The sequence below is a fragment of the Paenibacillus sp. FSL R5-0912 genome (assembly GCF_000758605.1).
Taxonomy (GTDB): Bacteria; Bacillota; Bacilli; order Paenibacillales; family Paenibacillaceae; genus Paenibacillus_AQ.
Genome location: NZ_CP009282.1, coordinates 1,349,307 through 1,369,411 on the forward strand (window position 1 = coordinate 1,349,307; position 20,105 = coordinate 1,369,411).

Genomic DNA, 20,105 nt, shown 5'->3' on the forward strand with positions numbered 1-20,105 from the left:
TATAAACCCTAGGAAGCCCTAATAAAATCTTCGGGTTTAAGTGAATCTGGTAAATTTGGCCAACCAGGAATTTTCGCCAGCCTTAAGGTCGGACTTTCATTTTTTGAGCAGAGGCCAGAATAAGTAAAGTTCGACGGACCCGAACCGGATCGGCTCCCTTGCAGGCAATCCGAAGGAGGCAGGTGCCTTATTCCTGAGTAAGTACGAACAAAAATAGTCATACCGCTCACCTCGAGAGAGTTGGATTTACGTAAAATTACCCGTTGTCCCAACAACTATAATCTCGGAAAGGGCACTAGTAGCCAGCTTCATAAGGGGATGTATAATATCCTACCACTAATTGAGTATCCAATTGGAAATTATCTCAAATTTTGACTTTCCATTTTTTATGAGATAGAATAGGTTTTGAGATTGGCCAATCTACTAATATTTAATCGAGGTGCTATTTTGTTGAAATTGAGTAAATATTTTAAATTCATTGCAGTTTCTCTATCTCTCGCAATTAGTATAAACCCAATTTTCGCATTCGCATCTTCTTCCTCAGCAAATGTCACTGATCAAGCGGCAACAAACGTCCAAGTTATAAGTAGCGATCCTTATGAAGAAGGGTTGCTGGAATATCAAAAAAGTCAAATCAATCAAAACGAATCTGATCCTCAAGCAAGAGCTGGTATTGTTAGTTTAGTAAAAGTTGTTTTTAAACTTCTTGCTAAAAATGCAGATGACGTTGTTGTAACTGCAACAAAGAAAAACGTTACAACTACTCTCAAAAATCATGCAATTAAACAAGCTGTTGCACGAGGTATTACAGAAATAATGTTAGATAATATATTATCCGAAACTGCAGTATCAATGTTAAGAGTTTTAAAATTTGAAGATGTTCTAGGGCAATCAAGAATAATGTATGACCCTGGTAGCAAACTCACCGTTGTCTTATCTTTGGTTGACAACATCATAATTACCACTTACGTTGACAATGATAATACTATGCCAAATAGAGTTAATGCAGGTCGTTGGAAGCCTTCAACATTTACTTTTAGATAATATAATTATTAGTTATTGGACTAGGCATTTTTATAGTTGATATTGTTTTTAATCAGTGAACAATCGATTATAGATTTGCATAGTCCTTTAACTGTTAACGGGGGTATTACTGTGGCTAAATTACAAGACCATTATGACAATAATAAATTTTTGGATTTGGAATTTATTTATCGTGATGTGAGACCTGATCAAGGCTGTAGATTTATTGTTTCAAATACTGAGAATAGAAGTATTATAGATAGTCAAATAGGATGGACGAACTTTACCTTAAATAAATTCATTGAAATGCTTATTAATTTTCCCGTGATCTCATACAATGGTTATTTTTCACATTATGATGAATCGTTTGAATGGAAATGGACTCAGCAATCTGATAAAGAGATGTATTTAATTACAATTTATTCTTCGGGCAAAGTATTTACTTATTACAGCAGTATTAAAGACATTCAGGAATTTGGAACAGCGGTTCTTAAGGATATTGATACTGCTCAAGATTTAGATTCAATATAAAGAACCAACACAACAATTCCAAAGACGACAATTAAGAAGATGATTACAAAAAAATCGTCCTAAACTCCTCGCTCCTTCCTCGCCATACATCATCTAACGGGCAGTTTAACGTGCAAACATATTCCACATACTACAATTCTAGGTTATGGTAATGTAGGATTGAATTTATGAAAAGTGTTCATAGGATGTAAATAATACATATGGAGGTATCTAAGTTTGAGTGCTCACTACTATTTCAGTTGGTTTAATAATTATTTTCCAGAGAAGCTGGTCCATTGTTTGCATGAGGATATACAAGACAGACAATCGCTTGTCATGATTAGCGCTGACCCGTCTGGTTATACAGATGAGCAAATTAACTTTGATGATATTTCTGAATGGACATGGCTCTATCAAGCTAAATGAATATCATTTCATTGATTACCGTATGCAGAAGGAGGATGCCCAGAGGTTCATTCACAACGCTTCTGTCATTTTTTTATGCGGTGGGTATCCTGCTTTGCAGAGCGATTTTTTGACGGATTATGAATTATTAGATGTTATTAAGAACAGCGATGCCGTTATACTGGGTGCCAGCGCCGGTGCGTTAAACATGGCTGCCAAATGGTTAAGCCTGGATAACACTGGCGATGAAGTTGAAACAAGTACGATTTATGAGGGAATTGGCTTTGATCCTTTTGCCTATGAATCCCATTCTCAACGTGACTACGCCACGTTTGTTCGAGGCTACCTGTTCCCTTTGTCTGAAGAGATTGATGTATATGCGGCAGAACAAGAGAGCGCTATACGAGTAAAAGACGGCAAAATAGCAACAATGGGTCCTATATATTTAATTTCCCGCTCAAAGATTCAGAAATTGGCTGAGACGCTCTAAAGGCTTACGGCGAGTCATCTCAGGTTTCCTAACATGGAATACGTGGAAGTAAAAAACAGATCATGTCCCGGAAGGCAGGCATGATCTGTTATTTACTTTATTTGTAATTATTTTTACAATTAGCCTTGCTTCACAAATTAATCACTCAACATCGGTTGCCGGCTGCAGCCAACGCGATCCCATAACAGGCTCTGCTGTAGCAGTGTAGCCTTCGGGCAGATAAGTGGAGACCGTCCCTTTGGTGATGACTTGCGGGTACATCATATCCGGATCGGGCAGGGTTATTTTGAAGTAGATCACTGCTTTGGTGGGACTGGTGAATTCGATGCGCTCTACCGCCAGGCCGTAGCCGGGATTAGGCAGATTATCGACGGTGATGGTGGCTTTATTAACGCCTTCAGCAGCTTTTTCCAGGACAACATTGGAAACGTAGTGATTAACCGGAACCGGTTCTGGTTCAGAAGGCTCAATTACTGTATCGTCTTGGTTGATGGCCCGTGCTGCAAACTCAGCGGCATCATGAACCATAACAGCAGCCTCGGAGCGGGTGATGATATCCGCCGGGCGGAATTTTCCGTTGTCCAGCGTAATAACCTTCGTGTTCAGCAGAATTTGCAGGCTGTTCATGACATCAGAAGAGAGCTTGTCGCCATCCTCAACCATGAAATACATTTTGGTAACGGCAAAATTACCTTTACTCTGCAAGGCTTCCGTGAGCAGATGAGCGAATTCTGCGCGGGTCAGGTTTGCATTCGGATTGGCATTCTGTGCCAGAGTCAAACCGCTCTGTTTGGCGGCCAGGAAAGAGGAAGCATACCAGGCATTATCTTTTACATTGTCAAAAAAACTGCTGGCTGTAGAAGGGGTGTTGCCCATATCCGCCCTTGGTGTCAGCGCCAGCCCTTTGACGAGAAATTGAACGCCTTGCGCCAGGGTTACTTTAGCGTTAGGAGCAAAAAGATCACTGGTTATACCGTTAATCACACCGGCATCATGCAGCGCATTGATTTTGGGTTCGGCAGAATGTCCGTTCAGATCAGAAAAGGCAAAAGCGGATGCTCCAAACGACAAGCTGGCAGCCAGGATTCCGCACGCGATGCTCATTTTTTTTGCGCGCTTTATAATATTAGTTGTTCTCATTGTGCATCACCTCTATATACTATGATGGTTATTAGAGGGGAAATGTTGCAGTTGGTGTAGAAAAATCTAAAGCGGGAGATAAACATTACTTTGTTAATGATAGTTATGACAATGGGATAAAGCGGGTTGTCCATAGGTAAAATTTGTTTTGAGGATCGACAAAGCCTCTTTTATTTTGTTCCAGGGCACAGATTTGGTTCATCTCTTCGTCAGACAGCGCAAAATCAAACACTTCCATATTTTGTTTCAGCCTTGCGGGAGTAACCGATTTCGGAATCACTGCGATATCCCGCCCAAGGTTCCATCTCAGGATGACTTGCGCCGCTGTTTTATCATATTTGGCTGCAATTTCGGTTAGTACAGGGTGGGCAAGCATCTGCTTGTTCCCGTGTCCAAAGGGACTCCAGGCAACATGCTGGATACCATGCTTACCCATGAATTCATGAAGCGCACCTTGCTGCAGAAGCGGGTTCGTTTGGATCTGATTCACAGCAGGTATAATCGTTCCCTGCATCATGACCTTTTCCAGATGATGCTGCTCAAAATTAGAGACTCCAATGGCCCTGATCTTTCCTTCTTTGTATAGAGACTCCATTAGATGCCAACTCTCCAGATAGTTTTTGGCTGGCCAGTGGATCAAATAAAGATCAATATAATCGGTTTGCAGTTTTTGCAGACTGGTCTCAAACGCCTGACGGGTCTTCCGCCCCAGATCAGTACTCCATACTTTGGTTGTAATAAAGAGATCGTTTCTGTTTACGCCTGATTTCCGGATGGCACTGGCGATCAGCTCCTCGTTGCGGTAAGCTGCCGCCGTATCCAGATGCCGATACCCGTTATTGAGCGCCCACAGTACAGCGTCTTCATTATTATCTTTGATGTTATACACACCCAGACCAATCTTCGGCATCATCACACCATTATTCAAAACGAAATGTTCCATTTAAGAGTCACCCTCCTCTTTTATTTCAGGCATGGAAGCTTCCTGAAGATCGTCCCCTTCATTAATGGTTTGACTTTGTGAACGATTATAGCACAAGAAGGCAGGGATCAATCTTTGGGAAAGATAATCGAGACGAACCAAATGGCTGAACGAAGGGCCTTGCTCGCTGTGAATGCCAAGCCCCATGAAATCCCCGGGTCCTTCGCACCTCGGACTTTGTCGAACCCATAAGGAATAAAGAGTGTTTATCAAAAGTCAATGATTGATGTATACTTTTTCTCGTATAGTTTAATGAAAAAATAGAGAATTGATGCGGGGGAAGCATAGATTATGCGGATTTCCACTGTCGCACTCCGTGTGGGGAGCGTGGATTGAAATCCGACTGCCTGTGTCTCTGTGATATAAATGTACTTGTCGCGCTCCCCGTGCGGGATCGTAGATTATAATTTGTTGTGCCTCTTCTAGAGCAGCCAGTAGCTTAGGTCACTCCCCATGCGGAAACGTGGATTGAAATCATATCTTCAATTCTTTGCATCTTCGTATGTTCATATGTTCGGAATACCTTTTTTAACAACATGTGATCGCGAACATATATTAGTACAGATGAGAAGAGGAGGTACAGAAATTGGCCATTGATAAGGACCTACGCGATATTGAAATTGCCCAGTTGGCTTTTATTGGAGGCTCTATTGCTGCATTAGGTGACGGAATCGCGGCGCTGGCTGCCGGATTAGCGTTAGATGCTTTAAAACAGGATTATAAAACCAAAAAAAATAGTCGTACTGCTTCTATTAAATCAACTAAGAATCAACTTGATTATTTTATTAACGAGCTAATTAAGATCAGAAATATTGTTGATTGACAAGATCGTTAGTAGGCTTAATGATACATTGGATAATCTACCGGCACTTTTGCCGGTTTTTTCTTTGCATCTTACTGGCGTTACCTCTTCGTACTGCGTAATAACTAACGGAACCACTTCTCATAAGAATATAAAATATTAGCCGTCGAAGGCATTAAGCTAACAGGCAGATTAGTGGAGCAAAAGGTCTAAAACTTTTCTCACATTGAAACTAAGGATTGTGGTACATTTAGGTAAAATATTACATGATTGGGTGAGCAACTTGGCTTTAATAAATAACAATCTCCTAAAATTGTTACAAGAGACTGCAAAGAAATATATGGACCCTAAAGCAGAAGTTTTAAGCATTGAAAGCACTCCTATCAGTATGGGCTCACAAGCAGTTGAGTTAATGCGCCATAGTGTACTAATAAAAGTACTTGACGAAACATCGAAGTTGTCCCTTGTTTCAAAATATGCAACCAGGATTGAACGTCAGGTACTGACGAGGCTTTACTCCCAAAGAGCAAGTGTACCTTTTTCTTATTCCGATGGTTCTGAATTAGATGAAAGGTTTCTTATTTGTATACAGGATGTTGATTATCAAACAAACTATAGAAACATAAATGTTAGGTTACTTCAGAAAAGTGAAACGAAGGCACTATCATACATTCACGCCTCTAACTTTGGCCAAAGGAGAGAACTTTCATGGTTACCTGAAGTAGACAGCTTACATATAGAAAAGATGATATACGAGCGGTGGAAACCCCAATGGCAAGCTGCTAAGAGAAACGAACAGTTTATAGACATCTTCGGGGATTACATCCCCTTTGTGGAAGCTGTAGCTAATACGATTTTCGAGGATATTCAACATTTAATAAATGATGAAAGCAGCCAAGCATTAATTCATAACGACCTTAATCCAGGAAATGTATTGGTACATAACAATACTGACGTACTTTTTATTGATTGGGAAGAAGCTAGGTATGGCTCTTTATTTTTAGATATCCCTCTGCGTTGTGGTACCTCGGAACAAATTGAGGATTACAAGGGGCTACTGGCTGATAAAAGCATAGAATTTTCTTATGATCATTTCAATCAAATGTATGCAATCGCCTCCCGCTACCTGGGACTTAGATATATGAGTTGGAATTTAGGAGCTTGGACTAGTAATTCACACGCCAAAGATGACTTAAAGAAATATTTAGACATGGTGGTGGGAACTTCGCCAACCTAACGAGAAACGTTAGTGAAACAACAACACAGCGGCAGTCTATGGCTTTGGTTTTCGTTTAGAGCTGCCGCGATAGGCTAAGTTTTCTCACCATAATTTTCCTCCTTACTGCACAGTTTGCGTCTACTGCTCAGCACGTGCAGTCACGCTCTATACAGGCATGCATCCCCCATAATAGTACATATCCCGCAAGTGAGTATCGCACCAGATCCATACATGTTAAAATAGCAGAAATGTGTTGATCAAATCTACGTGCAGCGGGTGAATGGTTTGAGATTAAGAGATTTCATGGGCCCCTCGGATACTTCCGCACAGCGGCAGGCCAAGTGGATCAAGCGTTTTTTGCGTACCTATTGGCTCGTGATTGCTCTGCATTTTGCTGCGCAGCTCTGGGCCTTTCTGTTTCTTACATACCCTATGGGACCGTATGAATTTTATTATGATGTCCTGCTCTATCCGACGCTGCTGATGAGTGCGGTTGTCGGGGTGACCCAGTTCGTCGATGCGATTGCGCCAAAATATTCCTTTGTCCTGCTGTTTGTGTCCGGGACCATTATTGCCATGATGATTATCCATCTGAATATGGATATCCGGATTATCGGGGCGCTGATGCTGCTGCCGATTTTTGCGTCGGCGATCTTTTTCCGGCTGGATCTGACCTTATTTACGTCTGCCCTGCAGGCGGCTGCGTTCTTCATTCTCTACCGCTGGGATTACTGGTTCCAATATTATCTGAATGATTTCGATCTGATTGCCATTCCGCTATTTCTGCTGGTGGGCACGCTGGTAGCCGGCATTATTATTATTAACGGGCGGGAGCTGGCGAGTGATCTGGAAGCGACACTGACCGCCAAGCAGAATCTGATGATCGAGAATGCGGTGATCCGCAAGCTGTCCACTACGGATGCGCTGACCGGCCTGTACAATCATATCTCCTTCCATGAGTTCTACGACAAAGCGCTGGAGTATGGGAATCAGGGTGCGCCGTTTCATCTGGCCTTGATTGATATAGACAATTTCAAGCTGGTTAATGATAAATATGGACATCGTACAGGGGATATTGTGCTGGCGAGGGTCGCGAAAGTGATTAAGGAATTCATCTCTCCAGCGGATATCGCCGCACGTTACGGCGGTGAGGAATTCGCCATATTGTTGTTTGAGAAGACCTTTGAGGAAGCATATGAGCGGATAGAATGTATCCGCCAGAAGCTGTCGGAAACATTCCATGAGGAAATGGAAGGCCGGGAAGTTACCGTTAGTATCGGCCTCCAGAGCTATTCCGAAGGGATCACCAAAGAAAAGCTGTTTGAAGAAGTTGATAATCTGCTCTACACGGCTAAGCATTCCGGTAAGAATAAGACCCTCACTCCGCTGACCCAGCTGATTGTGGTGTAGCCTGCACGGTTGCGCTCTATAACCGGGGTGTTATCCGGGCGGGCCTTCATCCTCCGCAGCCTTCTTCCGCGCCCGGAACCGTCTGACCTTCATCAGATTGCCGCACATCTTGTCATCGCAGTAGCGCTTCGAGCGGTTGCGGGTATCGTCGTAATAGACCCAGAGACAATCGGGATTCCCGCAGATCCGGAAGCGTGAGGACTCCTTCTCCATTAATGCTTCGGCAAAAGAAGCCGCTATCTCCGCCATAATCTGCTCCCAGTCTGCACGCTGGGGGAGCAATGAAATCCCGGCTTCGCCGCCGGTACCCCAGACTACTTTCCGCAGAACAGGCCCGTTGCTCATATATTGATTCAGCTGTACCAGCAGAGCGTTTTCCGTAGGTTGTCCCTGTACCAGCCGTTGTACCTCGTCCCATAATAATCCGCGCAACTGCTTCAGCCGCTCCAGTTCAACCGGCAGAATCGGTCCTGCCGCAGGTAATTTCTGTGCCGCCAGCCATTCTGCCAGCCACTCCGGTTCATCCAGCCTGTCCCGGTCCTTGCTCCGGTCGCCTGTCCGCCAATTCCGCCAGTAGCTGTTAATGAAATCCTCCCACAGCAAGCTTCATCGTTCCTTTCACCGTGATGTTTCCTTTGATTGTAACAGTTAAAAATAAGTTTTGCTAGTTACTTGAAGCGCTTCGGCAAATATGCTACATTGCTAATGTAACCTTCATTAAGGTTGTTTAACCGTTACGAAATTCGGATTTTCTAAGCTCTGTAATCAGGGAGCGAATGCTCCGAGAAACGAAGCTGATGATTTCGAAGCTTGCCTTACTGCGAAGAAACTCGAGGTGCATAGGCTCCGCAAAACTTTTAGGAGGGTGAAATATGCAAAATAAGATTAGCGATGTTCTGGTGGAGAACTGGGATTATGTGATGGATGTTGAGGATTGGCAGCCGCCGCTTAAAGACGCGCTTGAAGGTGTGACTAGTGAACAGGCAAGCTGGAAGCCGGAGGGGGCAGCGGGCAATTCTATCTGGGAGACCGTCAACCATCTGACTTATTATAAGGAACGTCTGCTGCGCAAGCTTAAGGGCCTGGAGAAATTGCCTGATCTTGAGAGCAATGATGCTACGTTTACGGTAACGGAGAGCGGGGAAGAGGCGTGGAAACAGGCAGTTGCCAAGCTGAAGTCCGTTCATGCCTCTTTGCGGGAGATTATTGTGGCCCTTGAGGAAGGCGCTTATGAATGGGGCGGCTCCGGACATGCACCGGGCGAAGAAGTGATGAGTCTGATTCTGCATGATTCCTACCATACCGGACAGATCGTACTGGTCCGCAAGCTGCAGGGCTCCTGGCCGGGCCAACGCAGTTTTGACTAAAAGCTGATTTTCAGCAGAAACGGATGCTGTCCCTTAGGACGGCGCCGTTTCTTTTTGTTTCAGTCCGAAACACGGGGGTTAATGGAAGACATACAGCTAACGAACCGAGAGGAGAGATTGAAGATGGAACCGAATACCAAGGATAGAAGCATTGAGGTCGAACGGACAGAGGTACACAAGAAATCCGATTCCAGTCTCGTCGCATCCACCTTTATTAAATATGCCGCGTATATTATCATCATTTTTGGACTGCTGTTCTTCCTGGTGAAGTATGTATTCCCGATGTTCTAAGCAACAGAATCCGGCCTGGATATATATGTTAAAGGGAGTGCCTCACAGCCATGATTTCTACGGCTGCGCGGTCACTCCCTTTTGGCGCTTACGGATATAATGCGGAATAATACCTATACGTCTTTGGTGATGAATTCACGGGTTTCGGCAGAATTCCGGTAAAAGAACCAGCATTCATTCAGCAGTTTGATCTGACGGCGGTCTTTCTTGAAATAAGCCTTCATGAGCTGTTGGCAAAGCCACTGCGGCAAGGGTACCCCTCCTCTGGCATGCATCCTATGTACAGATAGCATATGGAGAAGGCCGCCCAAAGGTGCGGCAGCAGCATTCATTTACAGGTGGTAATTAGCCGTACAGCTCGATCCATACAACTGCTAGCTACTGCACACTTTCCTCTTCCTCTTCGTACCATTGCTCCAGCTGGGCCTGCAGCGCGCGGATTTCCGTTAATAACGAGATCAGCGGATACTCAGTCTCTTGTATAGAGGCAAAAGCATTTTCCAGACGGTTGATATAGGCCAGTCCGGACTCCAGGTGATGCTCCTGACGCAGCAGCTCCAGGGAATCGCACTCGGCAATCGCCCGCGGCAGACCGGGTACATTCTCCGCAGTCAGCTTGTCAATTTCTTTATTCAGGCGAAGATTGAGGGCGCTCAGCTGGTAAGCATACTCCTCCGGCATCTCCACGAATTGCAGTTCCTGATCCTGCTGCAAAATTACATACCGCATTTTCGGCATAACTCATTCTCCCTCCGGACTTGTCTTCCTTCTTGACAGTGTAGCCTATGGGCAAGTTACAATTCAAGTAGAGATCTTATTTCCTTAAGGAGAGGAGCCGTGAAGGAGCGTTATGATAAGTATGAGCAACGAAGAGCTGCAGCAGTGGATCGAGCAGGTGTCACTGAACAGCTTCGGCGTGCCTTTCCGGCATACAGCCAGCTTTAACAGCAGACTTACGACAACGGGCGGACGATATTTTACCAAAAGCCATAATATAGAGATCAATCCCCAGCAGCTTGCCATCCACGGCCGGGAGGAGACGGAGAAGATTATTAAGCATGAGCTCTGCCACTACCATCTGCATCTGGCGAAGCGGGGATATATGCACCGGGATGATGATTTCAAAACACTGCTCGCCCGGGTCGGGGGCAGCCGCTACTGCCAGACACTGCCGGGAGCCAAGGCGCGTAAGCCACAGCCTTACCGGTACAAGCTGGTGTGCGTGGCCTGTGCCACCGAATATCTGCGCAAACGCAGAGCCGATCCGAAGCGTTACCGCTGCGGGAAATGTTCGGGCAAGCTGAAGCTGGTCACCCTGGAGGCAGACGGGAGTCCGGCTACTTAATATTTAATCACGAGTCCCAGCAGTCCGGCGAATGAAGCCGCCTGCTCCGCCGAGATTACACAGCCGTCCAGATCCTGGAGGTCAACCACTAGGCCGGTGAATTCGCAATCGCTCAGGTCAATATCCTTCAGCTTGCACCCGGCCAGTGTGGCCTGATCCAGATTGCATTCAGAGAAGTAAAGGCCGCTTAGGCTGGACTGATAATAATCCGCGCTGATCAGCGAACAGCGCTCGAAGGACGCTCCTTTGAAATTCGCAAACCTGAACACCGCGAACTCCCCGATGCACCCGGTCACCGATACATTTTGAAACCGCGATCTCGTGAAGTCCGTGCCAATCAGCCGGCAATCCCTGAATTCTGTCCGGTGCATGAAGGCATCGCTGAAATCCACATTGGACAGGTCACAATGATCGAAGATGACGTCGGTAAGCTCAATTCCGTGTAAGGAAGATTCAGTAATGGTGACGTTCTTGAAGATGGTTTTGTCAAAAGAAACTCTGGCGGCGTCCTGATATTCAATGAGGGAACCTGAAATGAGGCAGCGGCTGAATTCGTCTTTGGAAGACAGAGAATGAATCTGCTGCGGCAGCAAAAGCTCCGGTTCCGGGATTCGAGGTTGTTCGATCTTGTTATTCATGAATGCCTCCGTAGAATTAGTTCCATCCGTTCAAGTATGGACAACTTGGCGGCTGAATGAGTTAACTATCCTGCGAACCGGGACTTTTGTCAATTACAGCGGCTACAGCCCGCCTTAAGCATGTACGTACAAATACACCTGTGGATGGATAAAATCACACATCGTCTTGTAAGCGTTACCACACTAAGATGAACAAGAAGTCCATTTTAGTTAGAGGGGGCGCACTTATGAAACGATTCAGGTCCGCGGTCGCGGGTCTGCTGGCGCTGTTGCTGTTTTTTCCAACCCTGAGCCTGCAGGGAGCCGGCGGGTTCGTTCATGCAGACGGTATCGGGGGGACAGGTGCAGCGCAAATTCCTACAGGCACCGTTCTGATCAAGAACAAGTGGAAAAACAATTTTTTGTACGAGACCAGTGAAGGCGTTGTCCGCTACGGGATGACCAATCCGGCTGACACCTCTTCCCACTGGACCGTGGCGACGGAGGGGGGCTTGTCACGGATTCAGAATGTGAAGACAGGCCACTTCATTACGCTTGAAGGCAATGCGGGCAAAGAGGATTCACTCAAGGCAGCTGCTGCCCCGGGCGGGGGGAGCACTGCTGACCAATGGCTGATAGATACTTCAAACAGAGCCGGCTATATGGTCATCCGCAGTGCAACCGCTCCGGAGAGCAAGCTGGTCATCCATGAGGAGAATCAGCTGGGTTATGCCCAGGCCAGCGCGGATATCAACATTACATTTGAAAGTCCGCAGTGGACTTTTGTAGACCTTGATACCGCACTTAGTGTGCGGCTGGAGAGCCGCTTCCGCCCGGGTCAGGTCATGTATGAGGATAAGCAAGGCAATGCCCTCTATGGAGAGCAGCCGTCCAGCAATAGGGCCGCACTCTGGATCTTTGAAGAGGGGACAGATGCGGGAAGCCTTCGGATCCGCAATCTGGAGACAGGCCACTTTCTGGGGCAGAACGAGATTACCTGGGCCGGGCTTCAGGTAACGGTAATTGATCCGGTGAAGCCGGGCTTAAGTGAATGGATTCAGGAAGCCGCACCCGGGACAGAAGGAATGGGGTATGTGGCTTACCGGAACTATGGCTTGACCGAGGGCGGCGGTTCTTTATGGTTAAACGCCCAGTTTCCTACGGACAATAATGTCCGCTCCAATACTTGGACGGGCGGACCGGGTAATCCCAGTGCACAGTGGCGGATTGTTCCGTTCATTGGTTCGCAGCCGGTGCGGCTGGGCACCTATACGGATGAACAGTCTGCAACGGATTTTCTCTATGAAGCGGCAGCTGCCGGTCAATTGGGGCACGGGACCATTGGCGCAGGCGGCCTGAACGGAATGGTCTATCAATGGATTGCCGAGGACTATGACGGCCATAAACGCATCCGCAATGCAGCAACCGGACATTATCTGAACTATGCGGATGGTATCGCTGCTGCCGTGACGATGAATAGTAGTCTGCCTTCTGATCAGTGGGATTTCAATGAATCGGATGATTATGATGACTACCAGACGATTGAGAATGTAGGGACTCCGGGGATATATCTGGCTCAGCTGGGAGGCGCGCAAGCCGGCGCCGGCTCTGATGCCACTTCGCTGTCCGCCCAGTGGCAGCTGCTTGATCCGAATATGCCGGCAGACGGGGCCCTGCACTACTTCAGGATCCAGAATACCTGGCAGTCCTTCTACTGGTATGAGAGCAGCGACGGTGTGCTGAAATACGGCAATATGCAGGAGGATGGGTCAGACCAGTGGCTGATTGAGAAGTACAACGGCCGCAAGCTTTTCAAGAATAAAAAAACAGGCCACTACATGAATGTAGCGCAGATGCCGGATGGTCATATTTCAGTGGCTCCGCTTGGCAGTAAGGATAATGTGGACCCGGCGTACATCTGGACTGGCAGAAATACCGGAGACAGCACGTATGTTATTGCCAATGTGCTGGATAAGGAGCCAAATAAGCATCCGCTGAAGTATATTTCTTTGCAGAATCTGACCAAATATGCCGAATATGGGGTGATCAATCCCGATTGGGGCAGTCCCAAGTGGACGTTCGTACCCGTAACCGAGAAGAAACATGATTTGTTCCGCTTCAAGCTGGATGGAGTGAACGGGGAAGATCAGTATCTTAAGGATGATGCTGTTCCTGCTCCTGTGCTGAAGGTTACGCTTCCGGTTAATGATGATACCGTTACAGAGGATGTATATGATCCGCAGGATCAGGCTGGCGGAGACCTGGAGGATATAGCGGAGAAGGCTGGTTTGGAAGAAGAGCCCCCGCTTAGTGCAGGTGGCGGTGCTGCTGCTGCTGATCCGACGGTCGGTCAGGCTACGTACGGAGAGCTTATTCCCGGAGACGATTCCTTCGTCTGGCAGCTGATCGATATCCCGGGCAGCAATGGTGCGGTAAAGATTAAGAATAGAGGGACCGGCAGGTTCATCTCTCTGGAGAGTCTGGGGGCGGTGATTGAACAGGAAGAACCGCCGGCTCCTGTCCGGACTGAGCAGACGGTATATGACGTCTGGGCAAGCATCAGATGGATAGTTGATATGCAGGAATCCGGACGGACTACCTTCAAAAGTGCCTGGGCAGGCCATTACCTGTATGGCGCCGCTGATGATAACGGCTATCCGGTAATCCGGATTAGCAAGGCTGCGGATGCCCCCACCAGAAACAGTGCGCAGTTTACTGCTGAACCTGTTTTCGAACCGGTACCGCCTCTTCCAGTCACCCCTGTCCGGTTCAAAAATGCAGGCACCGGAGATTACCTGTACGAGAACGAACACGGCGTGGTCCTATACGGCCAACCTGCTTCAGATAACGGCTACTCGCACTGGAGCATCGTTACGAATGAAGGGCAGCAATATATCGTGAATCGGGCCACGGGCCACTATATTACTTTGAATAGTGATTACTCATTCCTGGAGAGTACCGGCGGTGATCCGGCGGATACCGGCGCTTCAGCATGGGATATCAGTCTCGCTGCGGATGCCAAGCATTATACCGTCCGCAGTCTCTACGGTGAATATAACGATGAGTACATCCATCTACAGAACAAGACGGGATATGCTGAGCGTGCATTGCTGCTGGACACTGAGGCCTCATTGCAGTGGACCCTGGAAGCTGCACCGCAGGACTTCGGCATGCCGGAAGGTGAAGCCAGAAACACGGATACGGCTACACCGGTTCAGAACGACACGAATATCATTACCATCGCACCGCAAGGAATGGACGGCACATTCGTGGCGGAAAAGGACGGCAAGCTGGTTTATGCCGATGCTTCTACAAGTCCCGCCCAGGCGCAGTGGCTGGTGCAGGATTTCAATGGCCGGAACCGGGTGATGAACGTTAAGACCGGGCATTATCTTGCTCGCGATCAAGAAGGCGCTATTGTCCTCGTGGATTCCGGTGTCAAGGAAGACTCGCAGTGGACTATCCAGGATAAGCTGGGATACCGGCTGCTGTTAAGTGCAGATAAGCAATCTGCGCTTACTTACGGGGAGGCAGGAGTTCAACTGGGAGCGGCTGGAGCACAGGCTGCGCTATGGAGCTTCGTTCCCGTAGCTAAGGATGCTGCGTATGCCGGGACAGAGGCTTTTCATGGGGACGGGGTGCTGCGGTTTGCCGTGAATGCTGATGTAGCGGGGGAATACGACGTTGTGCTCCGTTACCGGAATGCGTCCGCCGCTGCGGCTGAGCTGGAAACCCGGGTCAATGGCCTTAAGCAGAGTGAGGTAAGCCTTGCTGCCAGAGCCTCCGCTTCCGTATGGCAGACGGCTGAGCTTACGCTGGACCTGCGGACAGGAATCAATACGGTTTCATTCAGTGGCGCAGAGGCGTCATGGAGCGGGATTACAATTGATAGCCTGACTGTCAAAAATAGCATCAATAAAACCTACCGCGGAGCTACGCTTCCTTATATCAGCTATGAAGCAGAAGATGCCGTTACGAATGGAACGCTGATCACGCCTTCAAGGAAATACCGCAGTCTGGCTTCCGAGGCTTCAGGACGTGAAGCCGTCATCCTGAAGAACACCGGCGAGTATGTGGAGTTTACGCTGGCCAAACCTGCGAATTCAATAGTACTCCGTTATTCCATACCGGACAGTCCGGATGGAGCGGGTGCAGAGGAAACATTGTCGCTCTTCGTGAACGGGGAACGTCAGGTGCTTAACCTCACGTCAAAATACGCCTGGGAATATGGCAGCTACCCATGGTCGAATGACCCGCGTCAAGGCAGCGGACACCGCTTCTATGACGAGATTCATGCGCTGATCGGTGAGGCTCCGGCAGGAGCGGTGATCCGCCTTGAGAAAAGCACGGATGATCATGCTGCCTCATATGTAATCGATCTGGCAGACATGGAGCAGGTTGCACCTGCGCTGGCTCAGCCTGAGGGGTTCCTGTCTGTCACTGATTTTGGAGCTGTCGCCGGTGATGATGGCGATGATACTGCCGCATTTAAGGCAGCACTTGCCGCAGCCGAAGCTCAGGATGCAGGCGTCTGGTTCCCGGAAGGCAGCTTCAATGTCGGCAGCGGACTACTGGATCTGGACGATGCGCAGATCCGCGGCGCAGGCATGTGGTACACGACGCTGAACGGCGCCAAGTTCTACGGGCACGGCGGCAAGATCGGCGTATACGATCTGCTGATTGAGGGCGGCATTAACGTGCGCGACGATGAGGCGGTTACGAATGCTTTTCACGGCGCCTTCGGTCAAGGCTCGGTCATTCAGCATGTATGGATTGAGCATACCAAAGCAGGCTTATGGCTGACCCAGCCCAAAGGTGAGAAGGCGCGCACCAATGGCCTCTATATGGCCGGGCTGCGTATCCGCAACCTGATGGCGGACGGGATCAACTTCGCTGTAGGCACAGGGAACAGCATGATGGAGCAGAGCGATATCCGCTATCCAGGCGATGACGGTATCGCCATGTGGTCCTTCACCGATGCCGGGCTGAATGATGTCAATGGCAGCGAGCGGACGCCAAGCTTCAATAATACGGCGCGGTTCAACAATGTATCCCTTCCTTGGCTGGCTGATAATATCGTTGTATTTGGCGGCAGGGATAATAAGATCCAGGATAATATTGTGAAGGATACTGTGACGAACGGAGCGGGGATCGCCGTATCTACACGCTTCAGCGCAGAGCCGTTCCAGGGCACAACCGTTGTGGAGCGCAATACGTTGCTGCGGACCGGCAGCTATGATTCCGGGTATAGTGTGAATCTGGGAGCTATATGGCTCTATACCGGGGAAAATAACATCAACAGCAATGTGCTGATCCGCAATAACATCGCACTGGACAGCACCTATTCCGGACTCATCGTCCACGGCAATCTGAATATGGAAGGAATCACCCTAACAGATAACGTGATCGACGGAGCAGGCACTAACGGAGTAGAGATTACGAAGGAAATGAGAGGCAGTCTGCTGGCCGATAACCTGATTATCCGCGGGGAGCGGATGAATCTGGTGGCGAATACCTCGTCAACATTTACGGTTCTGGAGAAGAATCAAGGTATCGCAAGCAGCGTCAAACCATTCTCGATCAAGCTTGGGGATGGACAGACCGGACCTGTGGTATTAAAAGAGGGAACAGGCTCCAAGCTGCAGGTACTGGATCAGAAGGGGACAGATATCACTGCACAGGCAGTCATCAGTATTGCAGGCAGCAGCCTTGCCACTGTGAAAGAAGGGAAGCTGCAGGCAGTTGCTAAAGGGAACACTACCTTTACCGTGTCCGCCCTTGGCAGCACAAGAGTGTATGATCTTGTGATATCGGCCGCTGACCCTGTCGATCCAGTCGATCCAGTCGATCCAGTAGACCCTGTCGATCCGGGAACTCCAAGTCCGACCCCGAGTCCGACTCCGAGTCCGACGGCGGCTCCGGGGCCGAATACGAACCCGAACCCGCAGTCAACTCCTGCGGCTACCCCGGCGCCAGTGATTGTGCCTGCGGCAAATAACGATGCACAGCTTAAGAGTATTGCCGCCGGGCAGAAGGTAATTGAAGTGGCGGCTATTGCAGACGGTACCGCACGCTTCAGCGGTGCGGCTCTGCGGGCAGCGGCAGCGGCGAGTCCGGACGCTGTGCTGGTGGTCCGGAGCGGGGAGGCGTCCTACCGTCTCCCGCTGGCCCTGGCAGACAGCGTTCTGAAGGGCGCGAAGCTGCCTGATGGAACGCTGGAGTTCAAGCTCGCGCCGCAGACAGGCGCGGAGCTTGCGGGGCTGCTTGCCGCTGCAGGCAAGCAGAACTATAAGGTGAAGGGAACGCCGGCAGGCTTCACCTTGAATGTTACGGACGGCAAGACCTCATTGCCGGCCGGAAGCTTCGGCACTGTACATGTCGAGCGTACCTTCACCATTAACGAAGGAATGGACGTCAAGACAGCGGTGGCGCTGGTCTATAATGCCAAGGACGGAACCTTCCGATACGTTCCGGCAGTATTCGAATCCGGGGAGGGTATGACCCGGATTACCGTTAAGAGCAGTTTGGCCGGAGGTGTAATGGCCGTTGCCATGAATCCGGCAAGCTTCGGCGATCTCTCCGCCCACTGGGCCAAGGATGAGATCAATCTGCTGGCCAGCAGATTGATTGTAAACGGCCAGTCGGCCGGCGTCTTTGCCCCGCAGCGCACCGTCAGCCGGGCGGAATTCGCATCCATGCTGGTCCGCTCGCTTGGACTGCAGCCGGATGCGCTGCCGGAAGCTGCAGCCGTCGCTTTCCGCGATGTGCCGGCCAGCTCCTGGTACGCCACCGATGCGGAAACCGCCGTATTGTTGGGGCTGGTTCAAGGCTACGCGGACGGTTCCTTCCGTCCGGATGCGCCGGTCACCAGAGAGCAGATGGCGGTCATGGCCGCCAGAGCTTGGAAGCTGCTTCACGCCAATGCAGCAATTAATGAAGCAGCTTCTGCGTCAGCACTGCCGGGGCCAGGTGCGTTTAAGGATGCTGCCAGCATCTCTGCTTGGGCTAAGGAAGCTGTGGGCACATTAACCGCCACCGGCATTATGAACGGCCAATCCGGCGGATATTTTGCGCCGGACAGCAACACCAGCCGTGCAGAAGCCGCCGTTATTCTGACCCGCCTGCTCCGTGCCGGCAAGCTGCTGAACGAGTAGCCGCAAGTCGTCACGGCTTAACGAACAACCTACAAGCCGCTGCAAAGGAACGCGGGATTTCCCCCCGTCTTCCTTCGCGGCGGCTTATTTTTATCTAGGCCAGGAGGCCGTGTTTTTTAACTCGCTCGAAGTGGACTAAAGAGGAAAGAAGCGCGGAAGTGCCTTTGATATCGCTCAAAGTTGGCAGAATGGAGTGGAGGAAAGGAGGCGACTAAGTATCCGAATTATCGCTCAAAGTTGGCATATTGGAGGAACAGAGACGCAGAAGCATTTTTGAATAAGCTGAAGTGTGTTAGAAAATTAGCTAAAAGTTAGCAGAAGGGAGTGAGGGAGACGCATAAGTCTGTTTAAGATCGCCCAAAGTCGGCAGAGTGGAGGGACAGAGTGATGCGAGACGGCAGAAATCCTGCAGAAAATACAACAATCCCGGATCTGAAGGTAACAATTCTCCAGTACTCCCGCTCATATAGGAAGAGTAGCTATAATTTCACTCAAAGTCGGCTGAGCGGGACATACAGGGATGGAGAGTGTTTATAATTTTCATCTGCAGCAGCAAATAATATTTTCATCGAAATTATCGCTGAAGCTTTCGTAGGGGTCCACTGCTGGTTCCATAGCTACTTCCGCTGCCGGTCTTATGGATGATTCCATACGTAGTTCTATCGTGAGCACATCGGCGGGTGCAGCTCCTAGAGAACCAATTAAATCGCTGCCCGGATAACTTGTTTCTAACTATGACTTTAACCTCGCCCCCTATCCGCAAGGAAGGCAATCCTTACAAAAGCTTCGCTCTGTTTGCCTTCGGCTGCCCTCTGCCTGCCCTATACTTGCCCTCAGCCAGCAACAGAACTACTTGATCTGGCCCATGTCCAGGTTGACCCGGTAATTGCCGTACCTCAGCAGCTCGTCGAGAAATGCAGTCAGCGCTTCCTGATTCACAGTGCGTACGCGCATCCAGTAACAGCCTTCCCCGCTGATGCGGTACAGCTCCGCAACACTCTTATGGTTCTTCGCAAAGTTCTGGAAGGGCAGATGAGCGGCGTTGGTGCTGAGAAACACTGTAATAAAGGCATGGATATTCTGCCCGATCCGGAGCGGGTTCCAGCGGATGGTGTAGCCTTCAATAATCTCCAGCTCCCGCATTCTGCGGATACGCGCGCCTACGGCTTGGCCGGTCAGGTGAACTTCAGCTCCGATATCTTTGTGGCTTAATGTAGAGTCTTCTATGAGAAGCTGTAAGATGCGGTAATCCGTATCGTCAATGAGGTAGGGCATCATAAGTGTAATTTCCTTTCCGGGTGAAAGTAGAACAGGCTAAACTCTTTCGCGGCACAATGTATTCTAATCTGC

The 20,105-nt window shown here is 49.0% G+C and carries 16 protein-coding genes and 1 pseudogene; 10 read left to right on the forward strand and 7 right to left on the reverse strand.

The genetic code is table 11. The features are described 5' to 3' along the window. Positions 1-450: 450 nt before the first annotated feature. From R50912_RS05835 to R50912_RS05845, 3 genes and pseudogenes are all read left to right on the forward strand, one after another. On the forward strand, positions 451-1,044 hold the full coding sequence (locus R50912_RS05835; RefSeq protein ID WP_156122965.1) for a hypothetical protein: 594 nt from the start codon (positions 451-453) through the stop codon (positions 1,042-1,044). 111 nt (positions 1,045-1,155) lie between these two features. Continuing rightward, complete coding sequence (locus R50912_RS34770) at positions 1,156-1,554, forward strand: hypothetical protein (RefSeq protein ID WP_156122967.1); 399 nt, start codon at positions 1,156-1,158, stop codon at positions 1,552-1,554. Between the two features lie 216 nt (positions 1,555-1,770). Then, positions 1,771-2,428, forward strand: a pseudogene (locus R50912_RS05845) (Type 1 glutamine amidotransferase-like domain-containing protein). A 141-nt stretch (positions 2,429-2,569) separates the two neighbouring features. On the opposite strand, the gene R50912_RS05850 reads toward R50912_RS05845, so the two are convergent. Continuing rightward, positions 2,570-3,568 carry an S-layer homology domain-containing protein gene (locus tag R50912_RS05850; RefSeq protein WP_042233141.1) on the reverse strand — a complete coding sequence of 333 codons (999 nt, stop codon included), beginning with the start codon at positions 3,566-3,568 and terminating at the stop codon, positions 2,570-2,572. 103 nt (positions 3,569-3,671) lie between these two features. Further along, a complete protein-coding gene (locus tag R50912_RS05855; RefSeq protein WP_042233143.1) occupies positions 3,672-4,511 on the reverse strand; it encodes an aldo/keto reductase in 840 nt (279 codons plus the stop codon). A 625-nt stretch (positions 4,512-5,136) separates the two neighbouring features. Here R50912_RS05855 and R50912_RS05860 point away from each other — a divergent pair. The 3 genes from R50912_RS05860 (at position 5,137) to R50912_RS05870 (ending at position 7,981) form a co-directional block, all read left to right on the forward strand. Then, positions 5,137-5,373 carry a hypothetical protein gene (locus R50912_RS05860; RefSeq protein ID WP_042233144.1) on the forward strand — a complete coding sequence of 79 codons (237 nt, stop codon included), beginning with the start codon at positions 5,137-5,139 and terminating at the stop codon, positions 5,371-5,373. Between the two features lie 262 nt (positions 5,374-5,635). Beyond that, positions 5,636-6,589, forward strand: a complete 954-nt coding sequence (locus R50912_RS05865) for a phosphotransferase (RefSeq protein ID WP_197073039.1) — start codon at positions 5,636-5,638, stop codon at positions 6,587-6,589. A 267-nt stretch (positions 6,590-6,856) separates the two neighbouring features. Continuing rightward, positions 6,857-7,981 carry a GGDEF domain-containing protein gene (locus R50912_RS05870; protein WP_331281902.1) on the forward strand — a complete coding sequence of 375 codons (1,125 nt, stop codon included), beginning with the start codon at positions 6,857-6,859 and terminating at the stop codon, positions 7,979-7,981. A gap of 30 nt (positions 7,982-8,011) precedes the next feature. On the opposite strand, the gene R50912_RS05875 is transcribed toward R50912_RS05870, so the two are convergent. Beyond that, on the reverse strand, positions 8,012-8,584 hold the full coding sequence (locus tag R50912_RS05875) for a CGNR zinc finger domain-containing protein (RefSeq protein ID WP_042233150.1): 573 nt from the start codon (positions 8,582-8,584) through the stop codon (positions 8,012-8,014). A gap of 269 nt (positions 8,585-8,853) precedes the next feature. Here R50912_RS05875 and R50912_RS05880 point away from each other — a divergent pair, with 269 nt between their 5' ends. Both R50912_RS05880 and R50912_RS35530 read left to right on the forward strand, forming a co-directional pair. Continuing rightward, a complete protein-coding gene (locus tag R50912_RS05880) occupies positions 8,854-9,348 on the forward strand; it encodes a DinB family protein (RefSeq protein WP_042233153.1) in 495 nt (164 codons plus the stop codon). Positions 9,349-9,471: 123 nt separating this feature from the next. Continuing rightward, on the forward strand, positions 9,472-9,639 hold the full coding sequence (locus R50912_RS35530; RefSeq protein WP_167549522.1) for a hypothetical protein: 168 nt from the start codon (positions 9,472-9,474) through the stop codon (positions 9,637-9,639). 113 nt (positions 9,640-9,752) lie between these two features. Here the strand turns inward: R50912_RS35530 and cmpA are convergent, their stop codons facing one another. Then, positions 9,753-9,890 carry a cortex morphogenetic protein CmpA gene (gene cmpA, locus R50912_RS34775; protein WP_099052445.1) on the reverse strand — a complete coding sequence of 46 codons (138 nt, stop codon included), beginning with the start codon at positions 9,888-9,890 and terminating at the stop codon, positions 9,753-9,755. A 127-nt stretch (positions 9,891-10,017) separates the two neighbouring features. Next, the gene (locus tag R50912_RS05885; protein WP_042233154.1) at positions 10,018-10,377 is read right to left on the reverse strand and encodes a hypothetical protein; all 360 of its coding nucleotides are present in this window, start codon (positions 10,375-10,377) and stop codon (positions 10,018-10,020) included. 121 nt (positions 10,378-10,498) lie between these two features. Between R50912_RS05885 and R50912_RS05890 the strand changes: the two genes are divergently transcribed. Then, positions 10,499-10,984 carry a SprT family protein gene (locus tag R50912_RS05890; protein ID WP_042233156.1) on the forward strand — a complete coding sequence of 162 codons (486 nt, stop codon included), beginning with the start codon at positions 10,499-10,501 and terminating at the stop codon, positions 10,982-10,984. Here R50912_RS05890 and R50912_RS05895 read toward each other — a convergent pair. Further along, positions 10,981-11,622 carry a pentapeptide repeat-containing protein gene (locus tag R50912_RS05895; RefSeq protein WP_042233158.1) on the reverse strand — a complete coding sequence of 214 codons (642 nt, stop codon included), beginning with the start codon at positions 11,620-11,622 and terminating at the stop codon, positions 10,981-10,983. The two genes, R50912_RS05890 and R50912_RS05895, sit on opposite strands and share 4 nt — an antisense overlap. Before the next feature lie 227 nt (positions 11,623-11,849). Here R50912_RS05895 and R50912_RS33100 point away from each other — a divergent pair, with 227 nt between their 5' ends. Continuing rightward, positions 11,850-18,755 carry an S-layer homology domain-containing protein gene (locus R50912_RS33100; protein WP_052416024.1) on the forward strand — a complete coding sequence of 2,302 codons (6,906 nt, stop codon included), beginning with the start codon at positions 11,850-11,852 and terminating at the stop codon, positions 18,753-18,755. A gap of 849 nt (positions 18,756-19,604) precedes the next feature. Here R50912_RS33100 and R50912_RS05905 read toward each other — a convergent pair. Further along, positions 19,605-20,033, reverse strand: coding sequence for an Lrp/AsnC family transcriptional regulator (locus tag R50912_RS05905; protein ID WP_081956393.1), 429 nt, complete (start codon positions 20,031-20,033; stop codon positions 19,605-19,607). Positions 20,034-20,105 lie beyond the last annotated feature (72 nt).

Bases quoted from the DNA above. Each gene is read 5' to 3' on its own strand.
- R50912_RS05885 (WP_042233154.1), bottom strand. From the start codon at position 10,377: ATGCCGAAAATGCGGTATGTAATTTTGCAGCAGGATCAGGAACTGCAA.
- R50912_RS05890 (WP_042233156.1), top strand. From the start codon at position 10,499: ATGAGCAACGAAGAGCTGCAGCAGTGGATCGAGCAGGTGTCACTGAAC.
- R50912_RS05895 (WP_042233158.1), bottom strand. From the start codon at position 11,622: ATGAATAACAAGATCGAACAACCTCGAATCCCGGAACCGGAGCTTTTG.
- R50912_RS05880 (WP_042233153.1), top strand. From the start codon at position 8,854: ATGCAAAATAAGATTAGCGATGTTCTGGTGGAGAACTGGGATTATGTG.
- R50912_RS05905 (WP_081956393.1), bottom strand. From the start codon at position 20,033: ATGATGCCCTACCTCATTGACGATACGGATTACCGCATCTTACAGCTT.
- R50912_RS05850 (WP_042233141.1), bottom strand. From the start codon at position 3,568: ATGAGAACAACTAATATTATAAAGCGCGCAAAAAAAATGAGCATCGCG.
- R50912_RS05855 (WP_042233143.1), bottom strand. From the start codon at position 4,511: ATGGAACATTTCGTTTTGAATAATGGTGTGATGATGCCGAAGATTGGT.
- R50912_RS33100 (WP_052416024.1), top strand. From the start codon at position 11,850: ATGAAACGATTCAGGTCCGCGGTCGCGGGTCTGCTGGCGCTGTTGCTG.
- R50912_RS35530 (WP_167549522.1), top strand. From the start codon at position 9,472: ATGGAACCGAATACCAAGGATAGAAGCATTGAGGTCGAACGGACAGAG.